This is a genomic window from Pseudomonas capeferrum (assembly GCF_000731675.1).
GTDB lineage: Bacteria > Pseudomonadota > Gammaproteobacteria > Pseudomonadales > Pseudomonadaceae > Aquipseudomonas > Aquipseudomonas capeferrum.
The window spans coordinates 2,571,467-2,585,972 of the sequence record NZ_JMIT01000001.1; the positions used below are offsets into that span (position 1 = coordinate 2,571,467).

The window sequence follows — 14,506 nt, forward strand, 5'->3', positions numbered from 1 at the left end:
GGGGTGCCTCCATCGGCAAATAGGGTGCGATTCGATGGAGGTGAGATTAAGGCTTGACCTATCGATAAAAAAGCGTAAAAAGTGGGTTCAATCAATCGATTAATCAGTTTTATTCGGCCGCGCAGTTCACGCCGATCCGCAGCTTGATGATCTGGCGATTGAACTTGGCGGTCACATCGACGCTTTTACCTGCCGGTACGTTCACCCGGCGCACCCGCGGCGCTTCCGGGCCGTTGCGGAACGTTACCTTGCAGGCTGCCGGTACCTGCCCGTAGTTGTTGAGGGTGATGGCACCAATATCGTAGGCAGTGTCGTAGGCGGTGTAGTCGAGTTTGACCCCGTCCAGCTGCTTCTCCACATCGATGGGGTAAGCCATGGCCCCGAGGGGCAGGCACATCAGTATTGCCGCACAACATTTCTTCATGGGGCGCTCTCCTTGGAAGAGCGCAGCTTAGGACAACAGGAGCGAAACATGAAAGCGCCGCGCGTAACCCTTGATCAGTGGCGAACCCTGCAAGCAGTGGTCGATCACGGGGGGTTTGCCCAGGCCGCCGAGGCACTGCACCGTTCGCAGTCATCGGTCAGCTACACCGTGGCACGCATGCAAGAGCAGCTCGGTGTACCGCTGCTGCGCATCGACGGGCGCAAGGCCGTGCTCACCGAAGCCGGCAACGTGCTGCTGCGCCGTTCGCGCCACCTGGTCAAGCAGGCCAGCCAGCTCGAAGACCTTGCCCATCACATGGAGCAAGGCTGGGAAGCCGAAGTGCGCGTGGTGGTCGATGCCGCCTACCCCAGCGCCCGGCTGGTACGTGCCTTGAGTGCATTCATGCCGCAGAGCCGTGGCTGCCGGGTGCGTCTGCGCGAAGAGGTGCTGTCGGGCGTCGAAGAAGTGCTGCGTGAAGGCATCGCCGACCTTGCCATCAGCAGCTACAGCATCGGCGGCTACCTGGGTGCCGAACTGAGCGCGGTGGAGTTCATCGCCGTTGCCCACCCCGAACACAGCCTGCACCGCCTCGGCCGGGACATCACCTTCCAGGACCTGGAAAGCCAGCTGCAGGTGGTGATCCGCGACTCCGGCCGCGCGCAACCGCTCGATGTCGGTTGGCTGGGTGCCGAGCAGCGCTGGACCGTCGGCAGCCTGGGCACCGCCACCACCTTCGTCAGCAGCGGCCTGGGCTTTGCCTGGTTGCCCCGGCACATGATCGAACGGGAGCTGCGCGAGGGGGTGCTCAAGGCGCTGCCGTTGGACCAGGGTGGCAGCCGCCACCCACTGTTCTACCTTTATTCGAGCAAAGAGAAGACCCTGGGCCCGGCCACGCAGATTCTCATCGACCTGCTGCGCAACTTCGACACCGCGCCCCTGGACGTGCCCTTCGCAGCCCCCCCGCAAGCCTGAGAGGACCGCGCCCATGGCCTATTTCGAACACGAAGGATGCTTGCTGCATTACGAGCAATATGGCCAGGGCGAACCCTTGGTGCTGCTGCATGGCCTGGGCTCCAGCTGCCAGGACTGGGAGCTGCAGATACCCCTGCTGAGCCATCACTACCGGGTGATTGCCATGGACATCCGCGGCCACGGCCGCTCCGACAAGCCCCGCGACGGCTACCAGATCGCCACCTTCAGCGAAGACCTGCTGGCTTTGCTCGAACACTTGCAGACCGGCCCGGTGCACTTCGTCGGCCTGTCGATGGGCGGCATGGTCGGTTTCCAGTTCGCCGTCGACCACCCGCAGTGGCTGCGCAGCCTGTGCATTGTCAACAGCGCCCCCGAGGTCAAGCGCCGCACCCGCAGTGACTGGGCCTGGTGGGCCAAGCGTTGGGGCCTGGCACGCCTGCTCAGTGTCGAGACCGTTGGCAAAGGGCTGGCCGAACGGCTATTCCCCAAGCCCGGGCAAGCCGACCTGCGCCAGAAGATGGCCCAGCGCTGGGCACGCAACGACAAGCGCGCCTACCTCAAGAGCTTCGACGCCATCGTCGACTGGGGCGTGCAGGAACGCATCGGGCAAATCCGCTGTCCCACGCTGGTGATCGCCGCCGACCACGATTACACGCCGATACAACTCAAAGAGCGCTACGTCGCCCTGATGCCCCAGGCCAGGCTGGTAGTCATCGACGATTCCCGGCACGCTACGCCCCTCGATCAACCCGAGGTCTTCAACCAGACCCTGCTGCAGTTCCTTGCAGCCGCTTCCACCTCTCAAGGATCTTTGAGCCCATGCTGAAAAAACTCCTGCTCACCGCCTGCTCGGTTGCCTTCGCCACCAGCGTCATGGCGTCCGACAAGACCCCTCACGTATTGCTGGACACCAGCTTCGGTCAGGTCGAAATCGAGTTGAATGCCGAAAAGGCGCCGATCAGTACCAAGAACTTCCTCCAGTACGTCGACAGCGGTTTCTACAACAACACCATCTTCCACCGCGTGATCCCGGGCTTCATGGTTCAGGGCGGCGGTTTTACCGATCGGATGGCGCAGAAAGACACCCAGGCCCCAATCCGTAACGAGGCCAGCAACGGCCTGCTGAACACCCGCGGCACCCTGTCCATGGCCCGCACTTCGGACCCGAACTCGGCCACCAGCCAGTTCTTCATCAACGTGGCCGATAACGACTTCCTCAACCCGGGCCGTGACCGCGGCTATGCGGTGTTCGGCAAGGTGACCAAAGGCATGGAAGTGGTCGACCAGATCGTCAACTCACCGACCACTGTCAAGAACGGTATGCGCGACGTGCCGGCCGATCCGGTCTACATCAAGTCCGCCAAACGCATCGACTGACCGCAGGCTTCACAGGGATGTGAAACCGCCTGAGGGTCGGACGAACAGGAGTGTTGTCACCCATGCTGTACCGCCGTTTCGAAAGACTGATCGATATTTTCCGTGAGGCACCGAGCGAAGCGCCGCCGAGCACGGTGTGGCCGTTCTACCTGTATTACCTGCGCCAGGTCTGGCCCAGCTTTGTCGCCCTGCTGGTGGTAGGGCTGATTGCCTCGCTGATCGAAGTGGCGATGTTCAGCTACCTGAGCCGCATCATCGACCTGGCCCAGGGCACGCCCAATGCCAACTTCTTCAGCGAGCACAGCGGTGAGCTGATCTGGATGCTGGTGGTGGTGCTACTGTTACGCCCGCTGTTCTTCGGCCTGCACGACCTGCTGGTGCACCAGACCATCAACCCGGGCATGACCAGCATGATTCGCTGGCAAAACCACACCTATGTGCTCAAACAGAGCCTGAATTTCTTCCAGAGCGATTTCGCCGGGCGCATTGCCCAGCGCATCATGCAGACCGGCAACTCGCTGCGTGATTCGGCGGTACAGGCGGTGGATGCGCTGTGGCACGTCCTGATCTACGCCGTCAGTGCACTGGTGCTGTTCGCCGAGGCCGACTGGCGCCTGATGCTGCCGCTGCTGGCGTGGATCGCCTGCTACATCGGCGCGCTGTTCTACTTCGTGCCCCGGGTCAAGGCGCGCTCGGTGATTTCGTCCGACGCACGCTCCAAGCTGATGGGGCGCATCGTCGACGGCTACACCAACATCGCCACCCTGAAGCTGTTCGCCCACACCGACTACGAGCAGCAGTACGCCCGCGAGGCGATCCGCGAACAGACCGAGAAAACCCAGCTGGCCTCCCGCGTCATCACCAGCATGGACGTGGTCATCACCACCCTCAACGGCTTGCTGGTGGTCGGCACCACGGGCCTGGCGCTGTGGCTGTGGAGCCAGTCGCTGATCACCGTGGGCGCAATCGCCCTGACCACCGGCCTGGTGATCCGCATCGTCAACATGTCGGGCTGGATCATGTGGGTGGTCAACGGCATCTTCGAGAACATCGGCATGGTCCAGGACGGCCTGCAGACCATCGCCCAGCCGGTCACCGTCACCGACAAGCCCAATGCGCCTGCACTGAAGGTAAGCCGTGGCGCGGTGCACTTCGACGACGTGGACTTCCACTACGGCAAGGCCAGCAACGTGATCGAGGGGCTCAACCTGGACATTCGCCCGGGCGAGAAGATTGGCCTGATCGGCCCGTCAGGCGCGGGCAAATCGACCCTGGTCAACCTGCTGCTACGCCTGTACGACGTGCAGGGCGGGCGCATCCTGATCGATGGCCAGGACATCGCCGAAGTGAGCCAGGCCAGCCTGCGCGCACAAATCGGCATGATCACCCAGGACACCTCGCTGTTGCACCGCTCGATCCGTGACAACTTGCTGTACGGCCGCCCCGAGGCCAGCGAAGCGGCACTGCACGAAGCGGTGCGCCGCGCCCGCGCCGACGAGTTCATACCACAGCTGTCCGACGCCCAGGGGCGTACCGGCTTCGATGCCCATGTGGGCGAGCGTGGGGTCAAGCTGTCTGGCGGCCAGCGCCAACGTATCGCCATTGCGCGGGTGCTGCTGAAGAATGCACCGATCCTGATCATGGACGAGGCCACCTCGGCGCTGGACTCGGAGGTCGAGGCAGCGATCCAGGAAAGCCTGGAGACCCTGATGCAAGGCAAGACGGTAATCGCTATCGCGCACCGGCTTTCAACCATTGCCCGGATGGACCGCCTGGTAGTGCTGGACAAGGGGCATATCGTCGAAAGCGGCAGCCACAGTGAACTGCTGGCGCAACAAGGGTTGTATGCGCGGTTGTGGCATCACCAGACCGGGGGGTTCGTCGGGGTGGATTGAGCCCGGCCGGTGCAGCCGAGGCAGGTTTCAATCCCTGCGGTAGGGCAACATCCCCCGCGCCTCCTCGGCATACCCCTGCACCCCTTCGCGCTCCTGCAACAAGAACCCCTCGACCGCCCGCCGCAACCCCGGGTGCAACAGGTAATGCCACGACCGCGTCAGCACCGGCTCGAACCCACGGATCAGCTTGTGCTCGCCCTGGGCCCCCGCATCAAAGCGCTGCAAGCCTTCAGCAATGGCAAAGTCCATGCCCTGGTAGAAGCAGGTCTCGAAGTGCAGCCGGTCGAATTCATCCAGGCACCCCCAGTAACGGCCATACAGGCTGTCGTCGCCCACCAGGCTCAGGGCCATGGCCACGTCACGCCCACCCTGCCTCGCCATCACCACCCGCAGTGCCTCGGGCATGCGCTCGGCCAGCAGGCTGAAGAATTCACGGGTCAGGTACGGGGCGCGCCTGCGTACCGCATACGTGTTGGCGTAGCACAGGTAGACAAAATCCCACTGCGCCTCCGTCAGTTGCTCCCCCCGGTACCACTGGAAGTCGATGCCCTGCCCGGCCACCTGTTCGCGCTCCTTGCGCATCTGCTTGCGCTTGCGCGAGCTGAGCGTGTCGAGGAAATCCTGGAAGTCTCGATAACCGCGGTTACGCCAGTGAAACTGGCAACCAAGGCGCTCCATCCAGCCTGGCAAGCTGGCCATCTGTTGGTCCAGGGCCGGGTCGGTGAAGTTGATGTGCGCACCAGAAAGCCCGCCCTTGCCCAGGTATTCGGGTAGCGCTTGCAACACCAGCAGGCCGTCGGCGGGGTCGGCAGCCAGCAGGCGCGGGCCGCTGACCGGGCTGAACGGCACCGCGCCGAGCAACTTGGGGTAATAGGCGATGCCTGCCCGCTCACAGGCATCGGCCCAGCCGTGGTCGAACACATACTCGCCAAACGAATGCCACTTGCGGTAGGCCGGCATGACCGCGCGCACCTGCCCTTCCCGTTCCAGCACCAAGTGCTCGGCCGCCCAGCCGGTCGACGGTGCAACGCTGGCGCTGTCCTCCAGCGCAGTGAGGAAGGCGTGGCGCAGAAACGGCTGGCCAGCGGGCACCAGGGCATCCCAGGTGGCCGCCGGAAGATCACGCAGATGAGCAAGGCTGTACAGGCTGGTCACGGTTTCGACTCGCTTTCTTGAGGCGCTCAGTATCCCGGAAGAAGGGCCCATCACTCAAATGACGATCGCCCGGCCAACTCATTCATGCCCGATGGCTTAACAACAGTGCCACTAATTCGACATTAATCTGTAATCCCCCCTCGCAATACTTGCGCCTGTTTTCCGGAACCCCAGAACCTGTCTATTCAGGCCCTTTCCGAAGACATGCCAACACAGGGGCGGGCGCTGAGCCTCCCCCATTTTTTTCAGTAGGGAGAACCTTATGCGTCTTGTTTCCACACTTACCGGAGTGAGCCTCACCGGCATGATGCTGGCTCTGAGTACTCCGGCCAGTGCTGCTGTCGACGCCAAGTTGCTCGAAATGCTCCGCGCCAATGGCTCGATCAACCAGGCGCAGTACAACGAACTGCAAGGCGATCTGGCAAAAGAGACCAAGGAAAAGGCCGACCAGAAAGCTCAGTCCGAACGTATGAGTTCCTTTGAACAGAAAGTGGCATGGGCCGCCAAGACCCAGATCAAGGGTGATGTGCGCCTGCGCTACGAAGACGTCAACGTCGACGAGCCGAACAGCAGCAGCGGCAACCAGGACCGCCAGCGCGTTCGTGCCCGTGTCGGCTTCTACAGCGAGATCAACCCGCAAGTCGATGCCGGCGTACGCATCGCCACCGGCAGCAGCGCCGACCGTCGCTCCACCAACCAGAGCCTTGACAACTACTTCGACAAGAAGTCGCTGTGGGTCGACCTGGCCTACCTCGACTGGCACCCGATGGCGGTGCCGAACCTGCACCTGATCGGCGGCAAGATGCCCCAGCCATGGGTGAGCATGGGCGATATCATCTGGGACAGCGATATCAACCCCGAAGGCGTAGCAGCGACTTACAAGGCCGACCTGGGCGGCGCCGAAGTGTTCGCCAGTGCGGGCCAGTACACCCTCAAGGACAACGTCGACGGCGACGGTGTGCAGTACAAGCATGACGCGCAGGTCTACCACGGCCAGCTGGGTGCCAAGTTCGCCCCCGCCGACGTGCTGAAGGTCACCGTGGGTGCGAGCATCTATGGCTACGACAACGACAAGGAAGCGGCCATTCTGCAGTCGTTCGGCAACACCACCAACGAGTTCAACCTGGTGGAAGGCTTCGGCCAGCTGGACTTCACCGGCTTCGCCATCCCGCTGTCGGCCTACGGCCAGTACGTGAAAAACACCGAGAGCACCGACGGTGAAGACCAGGCCTGGCTGGCCGGTCTGAAGACCAAGGTTGGCGCCTGGAGCCTGGACTACAACTACCGTGATGTTCAGCGCAACGCTGTGGTCAGCCTGTTCACCGACTCCGACTTCGGCAACGGCTTCACCGGTTCGCGCGGGCACAAGTTCAAGGTCGGTTACGAAATCGACAAGAACTTCTCGCTGGGCGCTGCTTACCTGATGGCCAAGACCGATCTGTCGCAGTTGCCGAACAGCAATGCGGATGTCGATACGCTGCAGGTCGACCTGGAAGCCAAGTTCTAAGCAACCGCTTCTCTGTTTCACTCAAGGCGGGAAATGCCGACCCCATCCGGCATTTCCTGCCTTTTTTCGTCTGCCAGAAATGCGCCGGCCCCTTCGCGGATAAAACCGCGAAGGGGCCGGTACAGGTCCTTAAAAAAACCTAGCGCTTGCGCAGAATCACACTCCCCACCGAATACCCCGCACCAAACGAGCTCAGCACGCCCACCGCCCCCTCGGCCAGGTCATCCTGGTACAGGTGGAAGGCAATCACCGACCCTGCCGAACTGGTGTTGGCATAACGGTCCAGAATCACCGGTGCTTCTTCCTCGGTGGCTTCACGCCCCAGCAGCTTCTTGACGATCAGGTGGTTCATGCTCAGGTTGGCCTGGTGCAGCCAGAAGCGCTTGACGTCGCTCGGCTGCAGGTCGTTCGCCTCCAGGTGCTCACCGATCAGCTCGGCGACCTTCGGGCACACTTCACGGAACACCTTGCGCCCTTCCTGGATGAACAGTTTGTCTGCCGCCCCTTCACCCTCCTCCGCCGCGCGGTTGAGGAAGCCGAAGTTGTTGCGGATGTTGTTGGAGAACCCCGTCCACAACTTGCTGCTGACGATCTCGAACTGGTGCCTGGACGTGGCCTGGTCGGCCCGCTCGATCAGCACCGCAGTGGCGGCATCGCCGAAGATGAAGTGGCTGTCGCGGTCGCGGAAGTTCAGGTGCCCGGTGCAGACCTCGGGGTTGACCATCAGCACCGAACGCGCCTGGCCCAGTTGCACACTGTTGGCGGCGGTCTGGATGCCGAAGGTGGCCGACGAGCAGGCCACGTTCATGTCGAAGGCGAAGCCCTCGATGCCCAGTTCCTTTTGCACTTCGATGGCAATGGCTGGATACGGGCGCTGCAGGTTGGAGCAGGCGACAATCACGCCATCGACATCGGCAGCGGTGCGGCCTGCACGCTCCAGTGCCTGGCGCGCTGCAGCCACGGCCATTTCGCACAGAACCGACGGCTCGTCATTGGAGCGTTCTGGCAGGCGCGGTTTCATGCGTTGCGGGTCGAGAATGCCGGCCTTGTCCAGCACGAAGCGGCTCTTGATACCCGAGGCCTTTTCGATGAAAGCAGCGTCGGACAGCGGCGCTGCCTCGATCTCACCGCGCTCGATCGCGGCGGCGTTGTCGCGGTTGAACTGCTGCGACCAGGTATTGAAGGACTCCACCAGTTCTTCGTTGGAAATGCTCTGGGCCGGGGTATACAGGCCGGTGCCGCTGATCACGACGTTATGCACGGTCGTTCCTCTGGTCAAAGGCCATCGCCACGGGGCGCTGGCTGGAAACATGACTGAATAATGGCACTTTAGTGCCAATTCAAAGGCGAGGGCCGCGCCCTTGTGGGCGCGGGTTTACCCGCGAAGGGCCGCAATGCGGCCCCCAAACGCCTTGAAGTGTGCCACAAATCAAGGCAGTTAGCCTTCCACCTGGCTCCACTGTTTGCTCAATCGCTTGTCAGAAATCGGCACTTTCGTCCCTAGCTGCTGCGCGAACAACGACACCCGGTATTCTTCCAGCAACCAGCGGTACAACGTCAGTTGCTCATCGCGCTTGCCCTCTTGGGCGTGCTTGTCGGCGCGCGTCTTGTACTGGGCCCAGAGGTTGGCCAGCTCGCCGCTCCAGACGCGATCCTTCTGCACCTGCGAGCCCAGCTTCTCCAGGCGCAGCTCCACGGCCTTGAGGTAACGCGGCAGCTCCTTGAACCAGGCACCCGGGGTTTCGCGCACGAAGCCCGGGTACACCAGGTTGGCCAATTGTTGCTTGATGTCGTTCAGCGCCACCGCCTGGCTCAGGTCGATCTTGCCCTTGAAGCGCTTCTGCAGCCCATGCCACAACTTGAGCACCTCCAGGGTCAGGCGCGCCAGGCGCTCGGCATGCTCGGCCCAGCTGCCACGCTTGCGCTCAGCCAACCCGGCCAAGGCCGCGCCGTCACGGGGCAGCGGCTGTTCGCCTTCAAGGATGCAGCTGTCCAGGCTGGCCAGCAGAATGTCTTCGACCAGCGCCTCGACACGGCCCAGCTCGCGGTACAGCAAGCCCAGTTCGGTCAGCCCAGGCAGCTTGCCGCGCAAAAACTTGGCAGGCTCTGCCAACTGCTGCAACAACAGGCGCTGCAAGGCGCGGCGGTGCTGGAACTCGGCTTCGGCCTGGGTCGAGAAACGCCCTTCGCGAACAGTGCCGTTTTCCTCCACCAGCGCCGGGTACACGGTCATCGACAGGCCGGCGATCTTCTGTTGGGTGGTCTGCGCCACTTCGCTGAACGCCTTCGCCTGCACCGGCCGTTCGGCGTTTTCGCTGCGTGGCACCGCCAGCGCGGCCTGGCTGGCAGCGGCGAAGCGCGCGGTCAACTCGGCCAGGTCGCGGCCTTCGCCAAGGAACTTGCCCTGGGCATCGACCACTTCGATGTTCATCCGCAGGTGGCCTTCGACCAGGCTGACAGATTCTGCCCAGGCCTCGTCGGAAACACGTGCACCGGTCATGCGCAGCAGCTCCTGGCCCAACGCCTGGGGCAGCGCGCCCTGGCCGAAAGTCATGCGGGCCAGCGAAGCTTTGACGAAGTCCGGCACCGGCACGAAATTCTTGCGCAGCGCCTTGGGCAGGTTGCGCACCAGCGCCACGCACTTGGCTTCGAGCAGGCCCGGCACCAGCCACTCCAGGCGCTCGCCCGGCAGGCTCGGCAACAGCGGTGCCGGTACCCGCACCGTCACGCCGTCGCGCGGGTGGCCCGGTTCGAAGTGGTAGCTCAACGACAGGCGCAAGTCCCCCACCTGCAGGCTGTCCGGGTACTGCGCTGCGGTGACTTCGCTGGCCTCACGGGCCAGCACGTCTTCCTCGCGCATGATCAGCAGGTTGGCGTCCTTCTGGCTGGTCATGCGGTACCAGGCATCGAAGGTCGCGGTCTGGTGGATGTCCTCAGGCAGGCGCGCTTCGTAGAAGGCGTAGAGGGTCTCTTCGTCGGCCAGAATGTCGCGCCGGCGGGCCTTGGCCTCAAGTTCGTCGAGCTGTTCGAGCAGGCGCTTGTTGGCCGACAGGCACTTGGCCCGCGACTGGATTTCGCCGCCCACCAGCCCCTCGCGAATGAACAGCTCCCGCGATGTCACCGGGTCGATCGGGCCGAAGTGAACCGGGCGGCGGCCAACCAGAATCAGCCCGTACAAGGTGATCTGCTCGTACGCCACCACCTGCCCGCGCTTCTTCTCCCAATGCGGTTCGAAGTGGTTCTTCTTGACCAGGTGGGCCGCCAGCGGCTCGATCCAGTCGGGCTCGATGCGGGCGACCATGCGCGCATACAGCTTGGTGGTTTCCACCAGCTCGGCGGCCATCACCCACTGCGGACGCTTGCGGCCCAACCCCGAGGACGGGTGGACCCAGAAGCGCCGTTGGCGGGCACCTTGGTAATCGCCCTCCTCGGTCTTCTGGCCGATCTGGCTGAGCAGGCCGCTGAGGATTGCCTTGTGCATCCGTTGGTAATCGGACGGTTCCTTGTTGACCGTCAATTGCAGGTCCCGGCAGATCAGCGCCAACTGGCGGTGGGCGTCACGCCATTCGCGCAGCCGCAGGTAATTGAGGAAATTCTTACGGCACCAGTTGCGCAGCGGGCTGGCAGTCAACGCCTGGCGCTGCTCCTCGAAGCCCCGCCACAAATTGACCAGCGCGGCGAAGTCGGAGTCGACGTCCTTCCACTGGGCATGCGCCTGGTCGGCCGCCTGCTGGCGCTCCGGCGGCCGCTCGCGCGGATCTTGCACCGACAGCGCACTGGTGACGATCAACACTTCCTGCAGGCTGCCCTGACGGGCGCCTTCAAGCAGCATGCGGCCTAACCGTGGGTCGATGGGCAAACGCGCCAGTTGCCGCCCGAGCGGGGTCAACTGGTTTTCGCGGTTGACCGCCGAGAGCTCCTGCAACAGGTTGAAACCATCGCTGATAGCCTTGCCATCCGGCGGCTCGATGAACGGGAACGCATCGATCGCACCCAGGCGCAGGTGCAGCATCTGCAGGATCACCGCCGCCAGGTTGGTGCGCAGAATCTCCGGGTCGGTGAACGCCGGCCGGCCGTTGAAATCCTCTTCACTGTACAGGCGCACGCAGATGCCAGGCTCGACCCGGCCGCAACGGCCTTTACGCTGGTTGGCACTGGCCTGGGATACCGCCTCGATCGGCAGGCGCTGGACCTTGGCCCGGTAGCTGTAGCGGCTGATGCGGGCGGTGCCGGTGTCGATCACGTAGCGAATGCCCGGCACCGTCAGCGAGGTCTCGGCAACGTTGGTGGCCAGGATCACCCGGCGCCCGGTATGCGACTGGAAAATGCGCTGCTGCTCGGCGGGCGACAGGCGTGCATACAGCGGCAGAATCTCGGTATGGCGCAGTTGCGCCTTGCGCAGGATCTCGGCCGCGTCGCGGATTTCCCGCTCACCCGGCAAGAAGATCAAGACATCACCCGGCCCCTTGCCCTGGCTGCGCTCGTGTTGCGCCAGTTCATCCAGGGTGGCGAGGATGGCCTGGTCGACGGTGAGGTCATCCTCGATCTGGTTGCCTTCCTCGTCCTGCTCGCTGGTCAGCGGGCGGTACCAGGTTTCTACCGGGAAGGTGCGCCCGGAGACTTCAATGATAGGTGCACCGTCGAAGTGCTTGGAGAAACGCTCGAGGTCGATGGTCGCCGAGGTGATGATCAGCTTCAGTTCCGGGCGGCGGTGCAACAGGGTCTTGAGGTAGCCGAGCAGGAAGTCGATGTTGAGGCTGCGTTCGTGGGCTTCGTCGACGATGATCGTGTCGTAGCGTTCGAGAAAGCGGTCGTGCTGGGTTTCAGCCAGCAGGATGCCGTCGGTCATCAGCTTGACCAGGGTGTTGGAATCACTCTGGTCCTCGAAACGCACCTGGTAACCAACCAGCCCACCAAGCGGCGTGCCGAGTTCTTCGGCGACACGGGCGGCGACGCTGCGCGCAGCAATCCGGCGTGGCTGGGTATGGGCAATCAGGCCATGGCTGCCACGCCCCAGCTCAAGGCAGATCTTCGGCAACTGGGTGGTCTTGCCCGAGCCGGTCTCACCGGCGATGACCAGCACCTGGTGCTCGGCCAGCGCCTTTTTGATCTCGTCACGCTTGGCTGCAATGGGCAGGCTGTCGTCGTAACGCACGGTCGGCACGCTTTGCTGGCGCGCGGTGACCTGGGCGCAGGAGGCCTGGACCTTTTCCGCCCACTGGGCGAGCTTGGCCTCGTCGGGGCGCTTGCGCAGCTCATGCAGTTGCCGACGCAGACGATGGCGGTCGGCGATCATGGCGTGGTCGATGTTTTTCAGGAGCTGGTCGATGGCTTGATCTGTCATGGGGCTTTTTAGTGATGCAGGTGGGCCTGCTTTTTCATGATCGGCATTTGAAGAGGCGCGATTGTCGCAGATTTGCCCGTTCTCTGCTGGCTCCTGCACCCAGCACCTCGCCGCAAATGTTTAGCCGACACCGATGTAAAGGTTGCCATTCACTGCTTTAATCAACCTTACGCCGCATGTGAGTATCAAAGGCATGATCCCTGCCCCGTTCACCGTGCCCCCGCAGTCCCGCCCTTCGCTCCCGAAGGCCCGGACCCGTGCCGGTGAAAATCCGCTGGTGCACATCATCCTCGCGTTCTGGGCCTTGTGGCACTGTCGCCACGCGCGCCCACCGGATACTTCGCTCACGCATCACTGACCAAACCCGGCCCGCTGCTGGCCGATCGTTTCAGTTTGACCCCACGGTTGCCCGCGGCGGTCATGTGCGCCCATGAGCGAATCCGACATGCACTTTGCAAACCCCGAACACGCCAGCCAGTTCCTGGCCGACAACCCCGATATCGAGCTGATCGAACTGTTCATCCTCGACGCCAACGGTGTACCCCGCGGCAAGCTGCTGCACCGCGAGGAACTGCTGGCGGTGTACCAGACCGGTCGCCCGCTGCCCAGCACCATCATGGGCCTGACCCTCAACGGCGATGACGTCGAAAACTCAGGCCTGGTCTGGGATGTCGGCGACATCGACTGCCGCGCCTACCCGCTGGAGGGCAGCCTGGTACGCCTGCCGTGGCGGCGCGTGCCGACTGCCGCAGTGCAGGTCAGCATGCACCCCAGCGAGGGCCTGCCGGCCAGCATTGCCGACCCGCGCCATGTGCTGCTGCGCACCATCGATGCACTCAAGGCTGACGGCTACCACCCGGTGATGGCCTGCGAGCTTGAGTTCTACCTGCTCGACCAGAAGCGTGATGCCCAGGGCCGACCGCAGCCTGCCCTGGACAACGACGGCGGCCGGCCACGCAGCACCCAGGTGTATGGCCTGCGTGAGCTTGAGCAGATCGAGCCGTTTCTCGCCGACCTCTACGCTGCCTGCAAGGCCCAGGGCATTCCGGCCCGCACGGCGATCTCCGAGTATGCACCCGGTCAGGTGGAAATCACCCTTGAGCACGGCGATGCCCTGGCGGCAATGGACCAGGCCGTACGCTACAAGCGCCTGGTCAAAGGCGTGGCCCATGCCCATGGCATGCAGGCCTGCTTCATGGCCAAACCGTTCGCGCAACTGGCCGGCACCGGCATGCACATGCACTTGAGCCTGGCCGACAGCGCCGGCAACAACCTGTTCGCCAGCGAAGACAAGGCCGGTACGCCACTGTTGCGCCAAGCGGTGGCCGGCATGCTGCGCCACCTGCGCGATTCGCTGTTGTTGTTCTGCCCCAACGCCAACTCGTTCCGCCGCTTCCAGGCCAACAGCTACGCGCCACTTGCGCCGACCTGGGGGGTCGACAACCGCACGGTCAGCCTGCGGGTACCAGGCGGCCCGGCCAACAGCCGGCACGTGGAGCACCGCATCTGTGGCGCCGATGCCAACCCGTACCTGGCGGCAGCGGCAATCCTCGCCGCCAGCCACCGAGGTATTCGCGAACAGCTGGACCCTGGCGCCCCCGTTGAAGGCAACGGCTACGCCCAGGCCACCGAGCACCTGCCCACCGACTGGCTGACCGCCCTGGATGCCCTGCAGCATTCGGACTGGGCGCGCGAAGCACTGGGCGCGGACTTCCTCGGCGTGTACCTGAAGGTCAAGCGCGCCGAGTACCGCCAGTTCATGGCCGAAGTCAGCGAGCAGGACTGGCGCTGGTACCTGCACCAGGCCTGAGCCCCATTCATAACAAGGAACA

At 63.5% G+C, this 14,506-nt stretch carries 10 protein-coding genes; 6 read left to right on the forward strand and 4 right to left on the reverse strand.

From position 1 onward, the window contains the following. Window positions 1-109 precede the first annotated feature (109 nt). The gene (locus PC358_RS11510) at window positions 110-424 is read right to left on the reverse strand and encodes a hypothetical protein (protein WP_033699663.1); all 315 of its coding nucleotides are present in this window, start codon (window positions 422-424) and stop codon (window positions 110-112) included. Between the two features lie 48 nt (window positions 425-472). On the opposite strand from PC358_RS11510, the gene PC358_RS11515 reads away from it, so the two are divergent. The 4 genes from PC358_RS11515 (at window position 473) to PC358_RS11530 (ending at window position 4,668) form a co-directional block, all read left to right on the forward strand. Beyond that, entirely contained in the window at window positions 473-1,396 is a 924-nt protein-coding gene (locus PC358_RS11515; protein WP_033699665.1) for a LysR family transcriptional regulator, read from the forward strand. 13 nt (window positions 1,397-1,409) lie between these two features. Next, window positions 1,410-2,222: an alpha/beta fold hydrolase gene (locus PC358_RS11520; protein ID WP_033699667.1), complete on the forward strand. Its 813-nt coding sequence runs from the start codon at window positions 1,410-1,412 to the stop codon at window positions 2,220-2,222. Next, window positions 2,216-2,773, forward strand: coding sequence for a peptidylprolyl isomerase (locus PC358_RS11525; RefSeq protein WP_033699669.1), 558 nt, complete (start codon window positions 2,216-2,218; stop codon window positions 2,771-2,773). The genes PC358_RS11520 and PC358_RS11525 overlap by 7 nt, the downstream gene beginning before the upstream one ends. A gap of 62 nt (window positions 2,774-2,835) precedes the next feature. Then, window positions 2,836-4,668 (forward strand): ABC transporter ATP-binding protein, encoded by a 1,833-nt coding sequence (locus tag PC358_RS11530; RefSeq protein WP_033699671.1) that lies wholly within the window; start codon window positions 2,836-2,838, stop codon window positions 4,666-4,668. Between the two features lie 27 nt (window positions 4,669-4,695). On the opposite strand, the gene PC358_RS11535 is transcribed toward PC358_RS11530, so the two are convergent. Next, on the reverse strand, window positions 4,696-5,823 hold the full coding sequence (locus PC358_RS11535) for a GNAT family N-acetyltransferase (RefSeq protein ID WP_033699673.1): 1,128 nt from the start codon (window positions 5,821-5,823) through the stop codon (window positions 4,696-4,698). A gap of 262 nt (window positions 5,824-6,085) precedes the next feature. On the opposite strand from PC358_RS11535, the gene PC358_RS11540 reads away from it, so the two are divergent. Beyond that, the gene (locus PC358_RS11540; RefSeq protein ID WP_033699675.1) at window positions 6,086-7,330 is read left to right on the forward strand and encodes a putative porin; all 1,245 of its coding nucleotides are present in this window, start codon (window positions 6,086-6,088) and stop codon (window positions 7,328-7,330) included. Between the two features lie 139 nt (window positions 7,331-7,469). On the opposite strand, the gene PC358_RS11545 is transcribed toward PC358_RS11540, so the two are convergent. Both PC358_RS11545 and hrpA read right to left on the reverse strand, forming a co-directional pair. Beyond that, window positions 7,470-8,591, reverse strand: a complete 1,122-nt coding sequence (locus PC358_RS11545; protein ID WP_033699677.1) for a beta-ketoacyl-ACP synthase III — start codon at window positions 8,589-8,591, stop codon at window positions 7,470-7,472. A 177-nt stretch (window positions 8,592-8,768) separates the two neighbouring features. Continuing rightward, window positions 8,769-12,674 (reverse strand): ATP-dependent RNA helicase HrpA, encoded by a 3,906-nt coding sequence (gene hrpA / locus PC358_RS11550; protein ID WP_033699679.1) that lies wholly within the window; start codon window positions 12,672-12,674, stop codon window positions 8,769-8,771. A gap of 445 nt (window positions 12,675-13,119) precedes the next feature. On the opposite strand from hrpA, the gene PC358_RS11555 reads away from it, so the two are divergent. Beyond that, window positions 13,120-14,484 carry a glutamine synthetase family protein gene (locus PC358_RS11555; RefSeq protein ID WP_033700192.1) on the forward strand — a complete coding sequence of 455 codons (1,365 nt, stop codon included), beginning with the start codon at window positions 13,120-13,122 and terminating at the stop codon, window positions 14,482-14,484. Window positions 14,485-14,506 lie beyond the last annotated feature (22 nt).

What these genes read in the sequence shown, in the direction of transcription:
- PC358_RS11510 (WP_033699663.1), bottom strand. Translation starts at nt 424, where the DNA reads ATGAAGAAATGTTGTGCGGCAATACTGATGTGCCTGCCCCTCGGGGCC.
- PC358_RS11515 (WP_033699665.1), top strand. Translation starts at nt 473, where the DNA reads ATGAAAGCGCCGCGCGTAACCCTTGATCAGTGGCGAACCCTGCAAGCA.
- PC358_RS11520 (WP_033699667.1), top strand. Translation starts at nt 1,410, where the DNA reads ATGGCCTATTTCGAACACGAAGGATGCTTGCTGCATTACGAGCAATAT.
- PC358_RS11525 (WP_033699669.1), top strand. Translation starts at nt 2,216, where the DNA reads ATGCTGAAAAAACTCCTGCTCACCGCCTGCTCGGTTGCCTTCGCCACC.
- PC358_RS11530 (WP_033699671.1), top strand. Translation starts at nt 2,836, where the DNA reads ATGCTGTACCGCCGTTTCGAAAGACTGATCGATATTTTCCGTGAGGCA.
- PC358_RS11540 (WP_033699675.1), top strand. Translation starts at nt 6,086, where the DNA reads ATGCGTCTTGTTTCCACACTTACCGGAGTGAGCCTCACCGGCATGATG.
- hrpA (WP_033699679.1), bottom strand. Translation starts at nt 12,674, where the DNA reads ATGACAGATCAAGCCATCGACCAGCTCCTGAAAAACATCGACCACGCC.
- PC358_RS11555 (WP_033700192.1), top strand. Translation starts at nt 13,120, where the DNA reads ATGCACTTTGCAAACCCCGAACACGCCAGCCAGTTCCTGGCCGACAAC.